Source organism: Alcanivorax sp. (genome assembly GCF_017794965.1).
Lineage (GTDB): Bacteria > Pseudomonadota > Gammaproteobacteria > Pseudomonadales > Alcanivoracaceae > Alcanivorax.
In genome coordinates, this window is sequence record NZ_CP051240.1 from 1,351,791 (window position 1) to 1,367,358 (window position 15,568).

Sequence of the window (15,568 nt, forward strand, 5' to 3'; positions counted from 1 at the left end):
GACGTTTCTCCACCCCCCCAACACCAGTAGATTCACCAAGAACCCACAGCGCTCACCAAGACAGGAAATGGTTATTCTCGGTGAACTCTGTGACCTCTGTGGTGAAAGAGGGGTTGGTTTCGGCTTTTAGCGTCAGGCGTCAGGCATCCAGCGTCTAGCAGCCGCGAAGCGGCAAAGATCAGGCCGCGCTTTTTTGGCCGGGGGCGGCGTACTCGCTGGCATCGGTGGTGTATTCGGCGTGGCCGTATTCCACCAGCAGGTTCTTGATACGTTTGACCAAAATCCGGTCGGCAATCTTGTTGGCGATGGGGATGTCCTGCAAGACCCGGAACGCGGTGAGTCGCGGCAACACGAAGAAGTTGCCGATGGTGAAGAGGGCATAGTCGAGCAGGTGCGGCTCCACGCCCATTTCCTTCGCCTTGGACTTGTCCTTGCGGCCCAGAAACGCCTCAGTAAAGAACACTTTGGAGTAGCTGCGCTCCACCATGTTGTGCACCTTGCTGAGCAGGGTTTTGTCCTTGGGACGGTAAACCGACATGGTGGCACGGGTGAGACCACCACAGGTGTCGTTGTCATAGCCTTCGCGCAGGGTGCCGGAGTAGGTCAGCATAGTGTCGATAATGTCCTGGGCATCGGCAGGGAGCAGGTCTTCGGGTAGCCCGAGCAGGAAGCATTGGTAGCGGGACAGCTCGACAATGGCCCTTTCGTTAGCCGTGAATTTGGTACGCCCCTTGCGCATGGCCTTGAAGGCGGTGAGATAGGCCGGCATGGTGCCGGCGGGCATCTGGTCCACTTGAGGAATCGGAATGCCATAGACTGCGGGGTCCCAGGGGCCCCCCTTGTCCGGGGTGGAGCGCTTGAGAATATTGAAGCGCACCATGGAATGCATCAGCCTGACCATGGCCGCCGCCTTGAAGCCAGGCCCGAAACGTTCCAGTGCACCGGGCAGCGTAGCGGTGGTGAAGAAGCTCGAAGTCTCGTTAATCCGCTGGTTCACGGACTCGTTGCCCAAGGTGCCTGTGATGGCCATGGGCAAGCCGGAGTACTTGTTCATGAAGGTGGCGACAAAAGCGCCGCGGATCACCCAGGGGGCCAGGTTTGCCATCTGGTTGCGGCTAAGGCGTGCACCCTCACGCACCAGATCCATATCTACCCAGTCCGGAGTGGTTTCCATGGCCGTGATGAAATCAACCAGTTCCTGCGGAGCCTCTTCCACCGCATCCAGACCTTCGTCGCAGGCCTGCTTGAGCATCCCGATCAGACCGCGGAAACCGTATTGTGGCATCAGGGCGGCATAGGCGTCGGCCACAGTATCCCCGAGCAACGTGTAGGCGCGGGCACGCTCTACCTTTTCCTTGTCTTCAAGGATGCCCGGGCGATATTTACCGGCAAACTTGCTTGGCAGCGTACTGCGGACATTAATGTCATCAGTAAAGCGTTCCGGGGTGGCATCGAAATCGATGTCGCCATACAGGGACGGAATATGGGTCTTCTGAGCACGCACCTTTTCCCACAGTGCATCCAGTGATTTGGACATGTCGACCTCGTCGTTAATGCGGGTATTTAGGGTAATACATAGCGTTTACCCTTGGGCCGGACAAGAGCCGAAACTGACGCTATGGGAACTGGCGGGTTTTTGGCGCGGAATGACTCAGAAAAGGAAACACGGGGGGGGAGAATGTCGAGCTACAAGCTACGCCTGATTCGATAGCAAGCCCCGGAAAAGTTCCCAGGCGTTTGCATTTCTACAAAGCCGCTGTAGGAGCGAGCCTGCTCGCGATCCGAGCCTAAGCGAGGTAAGGATTCCAGAGACGCTGTTCGAATCGCGAGTTGGCTTGCAAACGAAGCATTCCCAACCTCGGTCAAAACTACTCCGTGTGCAGAGCAACCCTGAAGGTCAGGGGGCCCCCTCGGTGCAGTTTCCCGGTTTGCGTGCCGCGTGTTGCGTGAAGCGTGATGCAGCCGCAGAGCGGCATAAAAAAATGCCCGGAGCGTGACCCCGGGCATTATTGATTTTCGAAACTCGAAACTCGCGACTATCCCTGCTCCTCCATGGCCGCCTTGTACAGCGACTTGCGCGGTTCGGCGAAGACTTTGCGCAGCATGGGCTCGAAATACTCCAGCGGCAGGATCTCGGCTTCTCGTTGAAACGCCGGGGCATCGTATTTGCTGACAAACTCTACGGTCTGCGCAAAGTGCGGATGATCCTTGTAGTTGTCCCGCAGGTTGCGGTCCATGCCCAGGTAGTGGAAGAAATAATACCCCTGGAATATGGCGTGGTGCTTGACCATCCAGTGGTTGGCTTCGCTCACGAAGGGCTCCAGCAACACGGCGGCCACGTCAGCGTGGTTGTAGGTGCCCAGGGTATCGCCGATATCATGGAGCAGGGCGCAGACCACATATTCATCGTCCTTGCCATCACGGTGGGCGAGGGTGGCTGTCTGCAGGCAGTGCTGGAAACGGTCGATCTGGAAGCCGCCAAAGTCGCCCTGTAGCAGGCGCAGGTGATCCATGATGCGGTCGGCCAGGCCATGGCGGAACTCGCCGAAACTGTCGGCAATGATTTTCCAGTCTTCGGCGGTGCCATCTTTCATGTGCTGAAACTCAGCACGGGGTTGGCTCATATCATTCATGCTTGCTCTCCCGAAGCAATATTATTGGTATCAATCAGTCAGCGTAACCAGGATTTACCCGATCCAGCTTGCGCAGCAGTCCCGGCCAGGCCAGTTGCCCCCCCATGCCCTTGGTGACCTGCTCTGCCTGTTGCTTGATGGTGTCCACAATGCCCTCCGGAATCGGTGTCAGGGCACGGTTACCCGCCAGGGAGGCTACCTGGATTTCGCAGGCGCGCTGCAGAATGAACATGTTCAGGAAGGTGTCTGCCACGGTGCTGCCCACGGTCAGCAGGCCATGGTTGCGAAGGATCATGAAACTGGTATCGCCCAGATCCGCCTGCAGGCGAGCCTTCTCGTCCTCACGCAGGGCCACGCCTTCATAATCGTGGTAGGAGAGGTTGGAAAGTGGGAACAGGCTTTGCTGTGACAGTGCCAGCAGACCGTCCTGCTGGGCCGAGACTGCCACTCCTTCAGTGGTGTGGGTATGCATGACGCAGAGTGCATCTTCCCGAACCGCATGAACGGCACTGTGAATGGTGAAACCCGCCGGATTGATATCAAAGTCATCAGGGTCAATCTTGTTGCCGTCCTGATCCACCCTCACCAGGCTGGATGCGGTGATCTCATCGAACATCATGCCAAAGGGGTTGATCAGGAAATGATGCTCTTCACCGGGCAGCCGGGCCGACAGGTGAGTAAAGATGAGCTCGTCCCAGCCGTACAGGGCCACCAGTCGATAAGCCGCTGCCAGATCGACGCGCAGTTGCCATTCTTCTGCGCTGACCCGATGCTGACGTGAGGGAATGCTGCTTGGATCCAGTTGCACCTTGCTGTTCATGATGGGCTCTCCGTGATTGTCGTTTTATTGGTATGTCATGGAGTGTAGGCCTGCTTTTCCTGAAAAGACTGTCAAATAGTTTACAATTGTCCAATGATTGATATTGCTGAGGTGTTACGGGGCTGTCCCCTGTTTGCCGGGTTTCCCCAGGCGGCGATTGCCCAAGCCGTGCCCCATGCGCGAGTACGCTCTTTTCGGCGCAATGAGGCTGTCTATGAAAAGGGGGAGCCGCAGGTCTGGCTGTGTGTGATTGCCAGCGGCATGGTACGGATCCACTCCATGAATGCGGAGGGCCGTGAAGCCTTGCTGATTGTGCTGGATCAGGGGGCATGGGTGGGTGATGCCGTGTTTGCGCCCGGTGTGGACCGGGTCTATGGCGCCACGGCTCATACTGCCGCCGAGATTGTGGAATTGCCCGGGGATTTCTTCCGTGACCTGATGGCGCGCTACCCGGAATGCTATCCGGTGATTCTTGACTGCATTAGTCGGCGTTTATGGTCTGCCATGACCCTCATTGAAGAAGATGCCTTGCGTGGCACCCTGGCGCGAATCGGCAGGCGTCTGTTGTTTCTGTGTGATATCCAGCGCGGTGACAAGCCGAGGGCTGATGGGCCTGTCACCATTGCCCTGACTCGGGAGCACATTGCCAACATGATGGGCATGACCCGGCAGGGGGTTCACAAGACCCTCAAACAATTTGAAGCAGAGGGACTCATTGAACTGGGTTACCGCTGCATAACCGTTCCTGATGAAAGTGCGCTGATGAACTTTCTGGAGCACGCCCAGGATTAAGAGTGGGAGGCTTAGCTGTTTATCCCGGTTTGTGTCTGAATGCGCCTAGCTTCAGGGTTTGCAATGGTGGGCTGGGTAATAGCTAAAAAGACTGGCGCTGTTTCAGAGTAATGTCCCAAAACTAATACTTATGGCTATAAAAATACGCCAATAAAACTATTTTTATACTCCATCAGTTAATACCTTTGGCTATTTTTAATTAAAAAAAACCTGTTGTTTTCCCTTCCATATAGCTAAACCGTTATCGAAAAATGTTGACAGTGCTTAAGTTAAATTCATTAGACGTTTTGTGTCACATTTTAACGAAAACACCGTAGAACCGCGTATTTCTGATCATTAGCATTTCACCTAATCGTTAGGGCTAAGAAAATATTCTTAACGTCCATGGGCGGTCATCAGGGAGGTGCTGTCTCAATTGGCATAAGGAGAATAATCAGGAATAAAAAATGTGTTCTATATATAAAACCCTAGTTTTCATTTTTACCCTTAATGTTATTGGCTGTGGCGGATCGGATACACCTTCGGCGGTAGCCAGCCCGGAAAAAACAGGAAACTACTACGAAGACGCCTCGGACAGCAGTAAGGGGGCCGGGGGCGATAGCGCCCCGGAGACAGGCAGCAGCCAGGTGACCCAGGACAATACGGAAACAGAGGTGGCCGTTGAGCCCCCGAAAAACCTCAAGGAATCGTTTGTTCCTTCATTTTCTACCAGTGTGCATCAGTATGAGGACGGCAAGGTCGGCAAGAAGACCATTTACACCGATGAACTGCTGACCTTCCCGGAAACCGACTTTTTCTATTTCAAGGACGGTTATCTTGTCTATGACCTGACCCGGGAAGGAAAGTCCAAGAAACGTTCCGAGTTGCGTCAGTACCCCGAATGGAGTGTGGCAAATGAGAATTCCATGAAGGGAACGTTGCGGCTGGGGGGTTCGCCGCTCAACGAATACACCTGGATGCAGCTGCATCGCAAGGAGTACTACTCGGTGAAACCCCCGCTGCGATTGACCTGGGCCAAGTCCCAATCCATCGGCGGCAAGGTCTACAACGATTACCTGATCGCGGTTTTCTACCACGAAGAAAGTGGCTACAAGAAAGTACCGCTCATGCCGCGCCCTGAGGGTGACATGGTGGCCGAGCTGCGTGCCTACAATCACCAGGTTTTCATCACCATTAACGACAATCTGCTGCATGTAGAGAACGTAGCGGGGTGGAGTGGTTACAACTGCTACTTCAAGGCAGGGCTCTATCTGTCTGGCAGCGCTGCTGCTGAAGGGCAGGCAAAAGTGGGTATGTCCAGCCTCATGTTTGACATTGAAGGCTGACAGACCCGATCCAACTGGCGGGTAAAGAAAGGGTGCATCGCGGATTTGCGGGAATGGCTCGCAGCAAGTCGATTCCGTAGGCGCGTCGGTTATTCGCTCCGCTCACCCCTGCGGGGCCGCTCTGACACGCGTTCCTTCGCTGCCCTCGGTCGCGGCGCGATTTCAGACTCAGCGGTCCCTGCAGCCTCTCTGCTAAAACTGGCTTTGTTGCTTGTGTGGGAAGTTCAGCTTGCTGAACGAATGCTGCTGTAGGTCTGGGCACGCTACCAGAACCTTCGTTCAGCAAGCTGAATCTCCCACCAGACAGCGATTTCACCCGGGCGAAGTTAAGCGCTGGAATCGCGCCGCGAGCGACGCTTGTATGTTTGAATGCCTCTCCTGCAATGATGCAGGACTTGCCGGGGTGGAGGGACCAACGACGCATCTGACCTCAGGGTACAGACGGTAGGAGACTTGGCCCCACCCCGCACCTATTCATACGCCGATAAAGAATCCATCGGCTGAGTTGCACCTCAGACCGACGATACCAGCAAGCCAGCGTTTAGGTGCGCCCCGACAAGCATGTGTAACCTAGCTCAAGGGGCAGTTCAGTGGCAATGCAAGTAGCAAGATCTATCGTCGGCATCGACGTCGCCAAGGCCGAGTTGGTCATTCATTTCCAGGGCCAGACGTTCACCATCGAGAACACCCCCAAAGCCATTAAACACTGGCTCAAGAGCCTGCCATGCTCCTGTGAGATCGCCATTGAGGCCACAGGGACTTACCACATGGCAGTCATCGAGTTGGCCCATGCCAAAGGGCACCACATTTACGTCATTGATGCTTCACGTCTCAGCAGCTACCGCAAGGGAACAGGCGGCCGAGCTAAAACAGACGCCTCTGACGCCCAGCTGCTTGCCCGCCATCTGCAGAGAGAGAAGGAGGATCTGCGCCGTTGGAGCCCGCCGCCCAAGGCGTATCGAACACTGCAGACACTGCTACGCCGCCGCGCGGCGCTGATCAAGGCGCGAACCATGATCCAACAGAGCCTGGGTGGCGAAAAGATTCTCAAGGCGAGCCTGACAAGGCTGATCTCACAGATCAACAGTCTGGATACACTAATCCAGAAGCATCTTCGCAACACCGTAAGAGAGGCAGGGCTCTGCGATCAGGTACAACGCTGCAAATCTCTGGAAGGTGTGGGCGATCTGACGGCTTACGCCTTGGTCATGGCCTTCCTGCGAGGAGACTTCCGCAACAGCGACGCCTTCGTCGCCTTCCTGGGGATGGATGTCCATGTAAAGGACTCCGGCACCAGAACGGGAAAACGCAAGCTGACCAAAAAAGGCGACTCAGAGACCCGCAGACTGCTTTACTGTGCGGCCATGGCCGCTCGTAAAAGCGCCCGCTGGGCGGGTGTCTACCAAGGTTATCTCGACCGTGGCCTGGCGAAAACGCAGGCCCTGGTCATCCTCGCACGTAAGCTGGTCCGTATCGCCTTCGCGCTGATGAAGAGCCGTACTGACTACGTATCTATGCCTGCCTCATAAAAGGGGTGGACAACATAGAATCTCCTACGGGAAGGCCTCGGTAGCAGCAACGTCCCGCTAACCCGCGATGAACCAGATAAAGGCGCAGGGCAAACCTGCCCCTTTTGGGGGTCATAGCGGATATGAGGGAATGCCTCACAACAAAGTTCGTTACGCAGCAGCGCCGCCTGCGCTCTCCTGCGGGAAAACCTCAATATCTGCAGATCCGTCTCAACCCTTTCCCATCGATGTTCCCCCAAAAACCAATGCATCTTTTTTTTGTTCTCTGGGAATGATTCTCACAGACGGTTATTAAAAGTGTGAATCATGGAAGGTAGGTTGTATGTAACAAGTGCACACTGGCGCCACTTCAAACCTGTACCGTGAGATCGTCTTATGAACACCCGGCTTATCAAACGTAGGCAAGCCAAATTCTGGATTACCAAACTGTGGAGCACCAAACTGTGGATTGTGCCCGCGCTGGCATTCATTTTTTCAGCTCCCCCGGTGTCGGCCAGTTTGCTCGGTGAGGCCCTGTCCAACAGTGAACTCCAGTATGAAGTGGGGGATGAAAAGGTGTGGAAGGTGTTGCCGCCGGAAAAACTCCATACAGATCCGCAGACTCAATACTACTACCGGCATGCCGATTATCAGGTGTTCGAGGTAGAGCGGAATGGCAAGTACAAGGTGCGATCCGAATTGCGCCAGTTCCCTGAATGGTCCGTTTCCGGATGGCGGCAGATGGATGCGAATGTGCGACTACTGGAAACCGAGCTGGATGAAGTAACCTGGATGCAGTTGCACCGCAAGAGCAAGGGCTCGGTGACACCGCCGCTGAGGCTGACGCTGGATCGGCGCCGTGAACACAACGGGGGGGTGTATGAGGATTATCTGTTCGCTGTGATCTATCACGAGAAAAGTGGTTACAAACGGGTTCCTCTGGGTCCCCGGCCAGAGGGTGATTTCAGGGCTACGATCAGGGTCAACAACTACCAGGTGATGATCGGCCTCGACGGTGCCCTGGTGCATGTGGAAAACGTATCTGACTGGGAGAAATACAAATGCTACTTCAAGGTAGGTCTGTACGCTTCCGGCGGCGACGCTGACTATGGTGAGGCCAGGATGGGGCTCAAGCAACTGACCTATGAAAGTCAGTAGATCGGTTCTCCAGGTCCCCGGCTGACAAGGAGGTCACGCGGGGCTGAGCGGAGCGATAATCCGCGATAAACCAAAAAAATGCCGCCAGGCCTTGGGCCATGGCGGCATTATGATTGCCGTTCGCAGCCGGAGCTGGGCTAGCGGACTTCCATGCCGGGTTTGGCTCCGCTGTCGGGGCTGAGAATATGGATATCGTCTCCGCCGGGACCGGCTGCCAGAACCATACCCTCGGACACGCCGAACTTCATTTTGCGGGGGGCAAGGTTGGCCACCAGTACCACCAGCTTGCCTTCCAGCTCTTCGGGCTGGTAGCGAGCCTTGATTCCGGCAAAGACATTTCTTTCCCCCAGCTCGCCTACATCCAGTGTGAGCTGAAGCAGCTTGTCTGCGCCCTCCACATGGGCCGCCCTGGCTACCCGGGCAACCCGTAGCTTGACCTTCAGGAAGTCATCAATGCTGATGGTGTCGTCCTCGGGCGAAGCTTTAGCTTTCTTGGCATCGGCGGCATTGCTGCTCTCGTCCTTGGCTGGTGCAGGGGCGGCGGACCTGGAGTCTTCGAGCATGGCGTCGATCTGCTTCATGTCGATACGACCCAGCAGCGGTTTGAACTTGGCGATCTCGTGACCCAGCAGCAGGCTATCTGCATCCGCCCAGTTGAGCGGATCGACCTGCAGGAAAGCCTCGGCGCGTTCCGCCAGCGCGGGGAGTACCGGTTTCAGGTAGATCACCAGCAGTCGGAAGACGTTGATGGCGGTACTGCAGATGGCCAGCACCTCCTGCTCCTTGCCATCCTCCTTGGCCAGTGACCAGGGGGCTTTCTCGGCAATATAGCCATTGGCATGGTCAGCGAGGGCCATGATTTCACGCATGGCCTTGCCGAATTCCCGTTGTTCGTAGAATTCGGCAATGCGAGGGGCCGCTTCCTGGACTTCACGCACCAGCAGTGGATTGTCCAGCTCGGTGCTCAGTGTGCCGCCGAACTTCTTCACGAAGTTGCCGGTACGGCTGGCGATATTGACCAGTTTGCCCACCAGATCGGAATTCACCCGTTGGGCGAAGTCTTCCAGGTTCAGGTCAAAGTCGTCTACCCGGCTGGACAGCTTGGCAGCGAAGTAATAGCGCAGGTATTCCGGGCTGAGATGGTCCAGGTAGGTGCGGGCCTTGATGAATGTGCCCCGTGACTTGGACATTTTGGCACCGTTCACGGTGACGAAGCCGTGGCTGTAGATGGCCGTGGGCTTGCGCAGGCCGGCGCCGTCCAGCATGGCGGGCCAGAAAAGACCGTGAAAGTTGATGATATCCTTGCCGATGAAGTGGTAGAGCTCGGCGTTGGAATCCTTGCCCCAGTAATCGTCGAAATTCAGGCCTTCGCGCTCACAGTAGTTCTGGAAGCTGGCCATGTAACCGATGGGCGCATCCAGCCAGACATAGAAATACTTGCCCGGGTAGCCGGGGATTTCGAAACCGAAGTAGGGGGCCTCACGGGAGATGTCCCAGGGTTGCAGGTCTTCGATCCACTCCTGCAGTTTATTGGCGACCTGCTCCTGCAAGGCGCCGGAGCGTGTCCACTCCCGCAGTAGCGGCTCGAATTTCGGCAAATCGAAGAACAGCTGGGTGGTTTCTTTCTCCACCGGGGTGGCACCACTGACGGCGGAATAAGGGTCAATCAGCTCTGCCGGGGAGTAGGTGGCTCCGCAGACTTCGCAGTTGTCACCGTACTGGTCTTCAGCCTTGCACTTGGGGCAGGAGCCCTTGACGAAGCGATCGGCCAGGAACATGCCTTTCTGGGGATCGTACAGCTGAGTGATCTGCTTCTCGACAATGTAGCCCGCATCCTTGTTACGCTGGAACACCATTTCGGACAGCGCCCGGTTCTCCGGGCTGTGGGTGCTGTAATAGTTGTCGAAGCGGATCTGGAAATCAGCAAAATCCTGCTCATGGTCGGCTTTGACCTGGGCGATCTGTTGTTCCGGTGTGACACCGTTCTCTTCGGCCTTGAGCATAATGGCCGTGCCATGTGCATCATCGGCACAGACATAGGTACACTGCTCACCGCGGAGCTTCTGGAAGCGAACCCAGATGTCCGTCTGGATGTATTCGAGCAGGTGGCCCAGGTGGATGGGGCCATTGGCGTAGGGCAGGGCGCTGGTCACCAGAATCTTGCGTGGCGTGTCACTCATGAGAACGGGATCGTTTTTCCGGCAAAAGGGCCGCCTATGATACGGGGACCGCGGTGGTATTTCATCCCATCTGAGCGGTCATCCGGGAATGGCTGCCGCTGGTAGAACGCTGGCGTACTTTTTCCGTCAAGACTGGTATGAATCCGGCTGGCGGTCCGGTGCTAGCCGGGACAATAAACCAAACAATCCGCTTAAAGGTGCAGGGGAAACAGGGGTATGACGCTTCGATCACGGATACGCTGGTTGCTCATCGTGGCAGCCGCCAGTTGTGTGGCACTGGTATCCGTTGCCCTTTATCAGGTCAATCAGACCTTTCTGAACCGCCTCCACGAGCAAACCGCCAGCCGTGAACTGCAAAAGGTGGAGTCTGCCTTTCTCGATCAGTTGTCTGTGATGCGGGTCCGCGCCGCCGACTGGACCCAGCAGCCGGACAAGCCGCCCCTGGCCCTCGATGGGGTAGGGCATCTGGATATGCTGATGGCGCTGAAGAATGACCGCATCGATTGGCAACAGGGGGCGCAATCCCTGCTGTCGGGGGGCGTGGCCCAGCAACTGGCCAGCCAGTTTGCGCAAAGCTGTTCACCGATCTGGGGTGTGGTGCGTGTGGATGGACGGGCCCTGTTGTTCATCACCGCCGTTGAAAACCGGTGCGAGGCCTACCTGCTGGGAGTGTGGCTGGACAGTAACTGGATGAGTTACCTCTCTGACCGGGTAGGCCATGCACTCTATGTGCGGGATGTGCCTGCAGGTGCCAAACCGGTACGGGGGTTGTCTGCAGAGACGGAGGAAGGGCTGATTGGTCGCTTTCCGCTGCCGGATTACCTGGGGGGGGCGCCCCTTGAGGTGGTGGTAGAGCTGCCTCAGGACGGTATGGGCGCCATGTTTTCGGCGGTGGCGGCCATGATTCTGATCATGGTGATACTCACCGGGTTAACCGTGTTGCTGGTGAATATGCGGATTCAGACCATGCTCTTTGGCCGTTTGAAACTGGTGCATAACGCGGTGCGATCCATTGCCCGGGGCGGACCGCTGGACCAGCGCCTGCCAGTACTCAGCGACGATGAAATCGGTGAACTGGCCCAGGATTTCAACAGCATGGTGGACAGCATCGAGAGTGCCCAGAACCAGCTGGCGGAAGCACGCAGGCAGGCGGAAAGTGCCAGCAAGACCAAAAGCCAGTTTCTGGCCAACATGAGCCATGAAATCCGCACTCCCATGACCGCCATACTCGGATATACCGAGTTGCTGCGAGGCGGTTCGCTCTCCAGGGAGGAGCAGCGCCGCTACCTCACTATCATCCAGCACAACGGTGACGCACTGCTGGCACTGATCAATGATGTACTGGACCTTTCGCGCATCGAAGCGGGCCAGGTGAGTAATGAGCAGCGCGTCTTTTCTCCCCAGGAACTGCTCGATGAAGTGGTGGACAGTCTGCAGCTTCGGGCCCGTGAGAAAGGCCTGCGGCTCGGGCTCTCCCTGTCCGGGACGTTGCCTGCCACAGTGTGCGGCGACGTGTTTCGGCTGCGCCAGATACTCATGAATCTGGCGGGCAACGCGGTGAAGTTCACCGAGCATGGCCATGTCAATGTGCAGGCGGGTTGGGACGAATCCACGCAGAGCCTTCAGGTTCAGGTCGAGGATACCGGCATCGGAATCAGTGAAACCCAGTTGAAAAGCATCTTCCAACCGTTTTCCCAGGCCGATGCTTCCCACTCGCGCCGCTATGCCGGGACCGGGTTGGGGCTGAGCATTGCCCGGGAGTTGGCCAGGGCGCAGGGCGGCGATATCACCGTAAACAGCCGGGAAGGTTGTGGCAGCTGCTTTGATCTGGTGCTGCCGCTGGTGGTGGCCAGTGCCATCCCCTCGCATCAGCAGCCCTCAAGAAGTCGGGCTTATGAGGAAGGGAGCCTGGAAGGGCGGGTGCTGTTGGCAGAAGACAATCCGGTCAATCGCATGTTTGTGCACAAGGTGCTTGAGAATGCGGGATTGACGGTGGTGGAAGCGGAAAATGGCAAGGAAGCGTGTCAGGAACACGCGGACAACCCGGACTTCGATCTGATTGTGCTGGACATGCAGATGCCGGAAATGGACGGTTACCAGGCTGTGGCGGAACTGCGTGACCGGGGCTTTGAAGGGCCGGTGCTGGCCCTCACCGCCAACGTGCTGGCGCTGGATCGCCAGCGTTGTCTCGATGCTGGCTGCGATGAGTTCCTGGGCAAGCCGGTCAGGATCCATGAACTGATCCAGGTCTGTTCCCGTCTGCTGCGTCAGTCGGAAGCGTCTTTTGATCTGGAAAGCTGAGCGCGCTTGATGGCTTCGCTGACCTGTTGCTGGGCAACGGGCTTGCTCAGATAGTCATCCATGCCTGCATCGCGGGCTTTTTGCACGTAATCCCCGGTGGCGTGGGCGGAAAGCCCGATGATCCAGCAATGGGGCTGGCTGGTTTCGCCGGCTTCCATCTCGCGGATGGCGGTGGTGGACTGGTAGCCGTCCATCACCGGCATTTCGCAATCCATGAAACAAATATCCCAGTATGCAGGTTGCTCGCTGATCAGCTGGAAGGCCTGCTCACCGTTGGTTACCAGCGTGGGCTGGATGCCCAGGGATTTGAGGATGCTTTCGATCACCAGCTGGTTGACGGCGTTGTCTTCAGCCACGATTACATTCAGCCGGTTGGCCTTGTCCAGCACCACGGTCTTCTCCGCGATCATGCTGTCGTAGCCGGACTCATCCTTGCCGGTCACCAGACTGCGCTTCAGGGATTGGCAGGAGAGCGGGGTTTCGATTAGCAGCAGGTCTTCCGGTAGCTGATCACTCAACGGGGTACCAGTGGGGTGCAGCAGTACCATGGTCGGAGAGTGGAAACGGTCACGAAGGCGTTGCACCAGCGATTCAGAGGCCATCACATTGTGTTCGGCAATCACAAAATCTACCGGCTGATCTGCCAGGGCGGGATCCATTGCTGATTCCGCATCCCTGAATTCGCGGGTTTTGGCTCCCCAGCGGCTGAGCAGCTGGGACAGGCTGAGTAGCTGTGCCGGCGTGCTGGAGATGACCACCGCAGTGCGATTTTTGAGAACGGGTCTGACGGTGCTCCCGGCTACCTTGACGGGCAGTGCCAGCCAGAAGGTCGCCCCCCTGCCCAGCGAGCTGCTCACGCCGATGTCGCCACCCAGCAAATCGGTGAGACGCTTACAGATCACCAGTCCCAACCCTGCGCCTTTCTGGTCGCCGCTGTGGCGCACTTCGCTGACCGCGTCAAACAGCCTTGCCTGCTGGCCTTCGTCCAGTCCGGTGCCGGTATCCACCACTTCGATCATCAGCACACATTGATTGTTGTTGTTGACTGGCTGCTTGAGTGTCACGTGCAGGGAGACACTGCCCCGTTCAGTGAATTTGAAGGCATTGCTGAGCAGGTTGGTGAGAATCTGTTTAAGACGGATCGGGTCAGTACGGATCACATCCGGCACCCGGCTGTCGATGTGAATGTATAACGGGACCTGTTTCTCGGTTGAACGCAGGGCGAACAGCCGCGCGCAGTCGTCGACAATGCTTTCCAGGGCGGTGTCCTGAAAATCCAGTTCCAGCTTGCCGGATTCAATCCGGGAATAATCAAGAATATCGTTGATCACGGTCAGCAGGGACTGGGTGGACTGGTAGATCGTGCTGACATACTGCGCCTGTTGCTGTGAAAGCGCGGTGCGTCGTAACAGGTCCGTCATGCCCATGATGCCGTTCATTGGGGTACGGATTTCATGGCTCATGGTAGCCAGGAATTCACTTTTTGCTTGGTTGCGGGCACCGGCCTTGAAGGCTTCCATTTCAGCGATGGCGCGATCACGTATGGAATCGGAATGGGCTTCCTTGAGCCGGTTGATGCGACGGGCCAGGGCCAGCGACAGCACCACCACTTCCACAAATACCCCGACCTGCAGCAGGTTTTCCGTCAGCACGTTTCGAGGCACCAGGCCATATTTGTTCAGGGCCATGGAGGCGGCGCCGACAATGAAGCACACCCAGGCGATGGTGAAAATGCGAGCATCCGGATCGCCGGACCGGGAACGAATCAAGCCGATCAGCAGAATACTGAAGTCCATCACCAGAATCGCTATGACTGAAATCGGGATCAGGAATTCACGACTGGTGAAGGGCGCGGCCAGGAACAGGACCGTGCCGGTGAGCACCAGGCCACGGAGCCACAGGGCAAGACGTGGGGCTTTTTCCTGCAGAGAAAGGAAATGCAGGGTAAACAGCGATGGCAGCAACACCAGCAACGGCAGAAGGAAATGGATGACGTGGCTGCTGACCAGTGGTGAGTGAGGCCACAGATAGCGCTGGGCATAACCTTGGTAAACGGCAAGAAACAGAGTGATGGCCACTGACCAGCACACATACAGAAGGTAGACCTTCTCCCTCACCGAGAAGAACAGGGAGAGGTTATAAAGAATCATCACCAGCATGCCGCCAAAGAACACGCCTTGAATCAGGGTGCGATTCAGGAACTGTGATTCAAAGGCGTCCTTGCTCATCAACGTCACAGGTAGCTGAATGCTGTGAGCGGAGCTCAGGCGGACAAAAAAGTCACTGTCGATGCCCGATGGCAGGGTGGTGGGGAAAGCCGGGGTCGGATATTCCGCTGTGCGTACGCTGAAATCCCTGTCCATGCCGGCCTGATGATGGGAAACAATAGAGCCGCCGGCATCCAGTTGATAGACGTCCACCTCGCCCAACATGGCGTAATCGATTCGCAGGATCCAGTTCTGCACTAGCGGATTGAGGTTGCGGACGGTGAAATGAAACCAGCAGTGGTCAGAGGTAAAGCCAAGATTGGGGGGGCTTGAGCCGGCGTTTAGCCACTCTGATGTGTCCAGCTGGCGTACTGCTGTGATGTCCAGGCTCTGATCAGGGGGGGTACAGAGATAGGTCACCCCCTTCAGGGGATGGAGTATCTGTTGATCTTCGCCAATAATCTGCATATCCGTGGCGTGTGCCTGGACCACGGAGGTCAATGCATGCAGAAAAAGAGCCACAACCAGTAATAAACCGAATCGCACGTCCTTGGGCACTGTCGTATTCCTGAATAAAGGTGGGGCGCCTTTCGGTGTTATGGAATTTTATCCCCTTGCATGAATGCTAGCAGTGTGGACCCGGG

10 protein-coding genes are annotated in these 15,568 nt (G+C 56.7%); 5 read left to right on the forward strand and 5 right to left on the reverse strand.

What is annotated here, in order from left to right:
- Positions 1 to 178 precede the first annotated feature (178 nt).
- From HF945_RS06025 to HF945_RS06035, 3 genes are all read right to left on the reverse strand, one after another.
- Positions 179 to 1,537 (reverse strand): oxygenase MpaB family protein, encoded by a 1,359-nt coding sequence (locus HF945_RS06025; RefSeq protein ID WP_290524843.1) that lies wholly within the window; start codon positions 1,535 to 1,537, stop codon positions 179 to 181.
- A gap of 499 nt (positions 1,538 to 2,036) precedes the next feature.
- Positions 2,037 to 2,633 (reverse strand): HD domain-containing protein, encoded by a 597-nt coding sequence (locus HF945_RS06030; protein WP_290524844.1) that lies wholly within the window; start codon positions 2,631 to 2,633, stop codon positions 2,037 to 2,039.
- A gap of 34 nt (positions 2,634 to 2,667) precedes the next feature.
- On the reverse strand, positions 2,668 to 3,453 hold the full coding sequence (locus tag HF945_RS06035) for a class II aldolase/adducin family protein (RefSeq protein ID WP_290524845.1): 786 nt from the start codon (positions 3,451 to 3,453) through the stop codon (positions 2,668 to 2,670).
- Between the two features lie 93 nt (positions 3,454 to 3,546).
- On the opposite strand from HF945_RS06035, the gene HF945_RS06040 reads away from it, so the two are divergent.
- From HF945_RS06040 to HF945_RS06055, 4 genes are all read left to right on the forward strand, one after another.
- Complete coding sequence (locus HF945_RS06040; RefSeq protein WP_290524846.1) at positions 3,547 to 4,245, forward strand: Crp/Fnr family transcriptional regulator; 699 nt, start codon at positions 3,547 to 3,549, stop codon at positions 4,243 to 4,245.
- A gap of 446 nt (positions 4,246 to 4,691) precedes the next feature.
- Positions 4,692 to 5,570, forward strand: coding sequence for a polysaccharide lyase family 7 protein (locus tag HF945_RS06045; protein ID WP_290524847.1), 879 nt, complete (start codon positions 4,692 to 4,694; stop codon positions 5,568 to 5,570).
- A 596-nt stretch (positions 5,571 to 6,166) separates the two neighbouring features.
- Positions 6,167 to 7,099, forward strand: a complete 933-nt coding sequence (locus HF945_RS06050; protein WP_290525365.1) for an IS110 family transposase — start codon at positions 6,167 to 6,169, stop codon at positions 7,097 to 7,099.
- Between the two features lie 375 nt (positions 7,100 to 7,474).
- Positions 7,475 to 8,236, forward strand: a complete 762-nt coding sequence (locus HF945_RS06055; protein WP_290524848.1) for a polysaccharide lyase family 7 protein — start codon at positions 7,475 to 7,477, stop codon at positions 8,234 to 8,236.
- Between the two features lie 137 nt (positions 8,237 to 8,373).
- Here HF945_RS06055 and metG read toward each other — a convergent pair whose 3' ends face one another.
- Positions 8,374 to 10,416: a methionine--tRNA ligase gene (gene metG / locus HF945_RS06060; protein WP_290524849.1), complete on the reverse strand. Its 2,043-nt coding sequence runs from the start codon at positions 10,414 to 10,416 to the stop codon at positions 8,374 to 8,376.
- A 216-nt stretch (positions 10,417 to 10,632) separates the two neighbouring features.
- Between metG and HF945_RS06065 the strand changes: the two genes are divergently transcribed.
- Positions 10,633 to 12,717 (forward strand): ATP-binding protein, encoded by a 2,085-nt coding sequence (locus HF945_RS06065; RefSeq protein ID WP_290524850.1) that lies wholly within the window; start codon positions 10,633 to 10,635, stop codon positions 12,715 to 12,717.
- On the opposite strand, the gene HF945_RS06070 is transcribed toward HF945_RS06065, so the two are convergent.
- Positions 12,684 to 15,482 (reverse strand): hybrid sensor histidine kinase/response regulator, encoded by a 2,799-nt coding sequence (locus HF945_RS06070; protein ID WP_290524851.1) that lies wholly within the window; start codon positions 15,480 to 15,482, stop codon positions 12,684 to 12,686. The genes HF945_RS06065 and HF945_RS06070 overlap by 34 nt on opposite strands.
- Between the last annotated feature and the right edge of the window lie 86 nt (positions 15,483 to 15,568).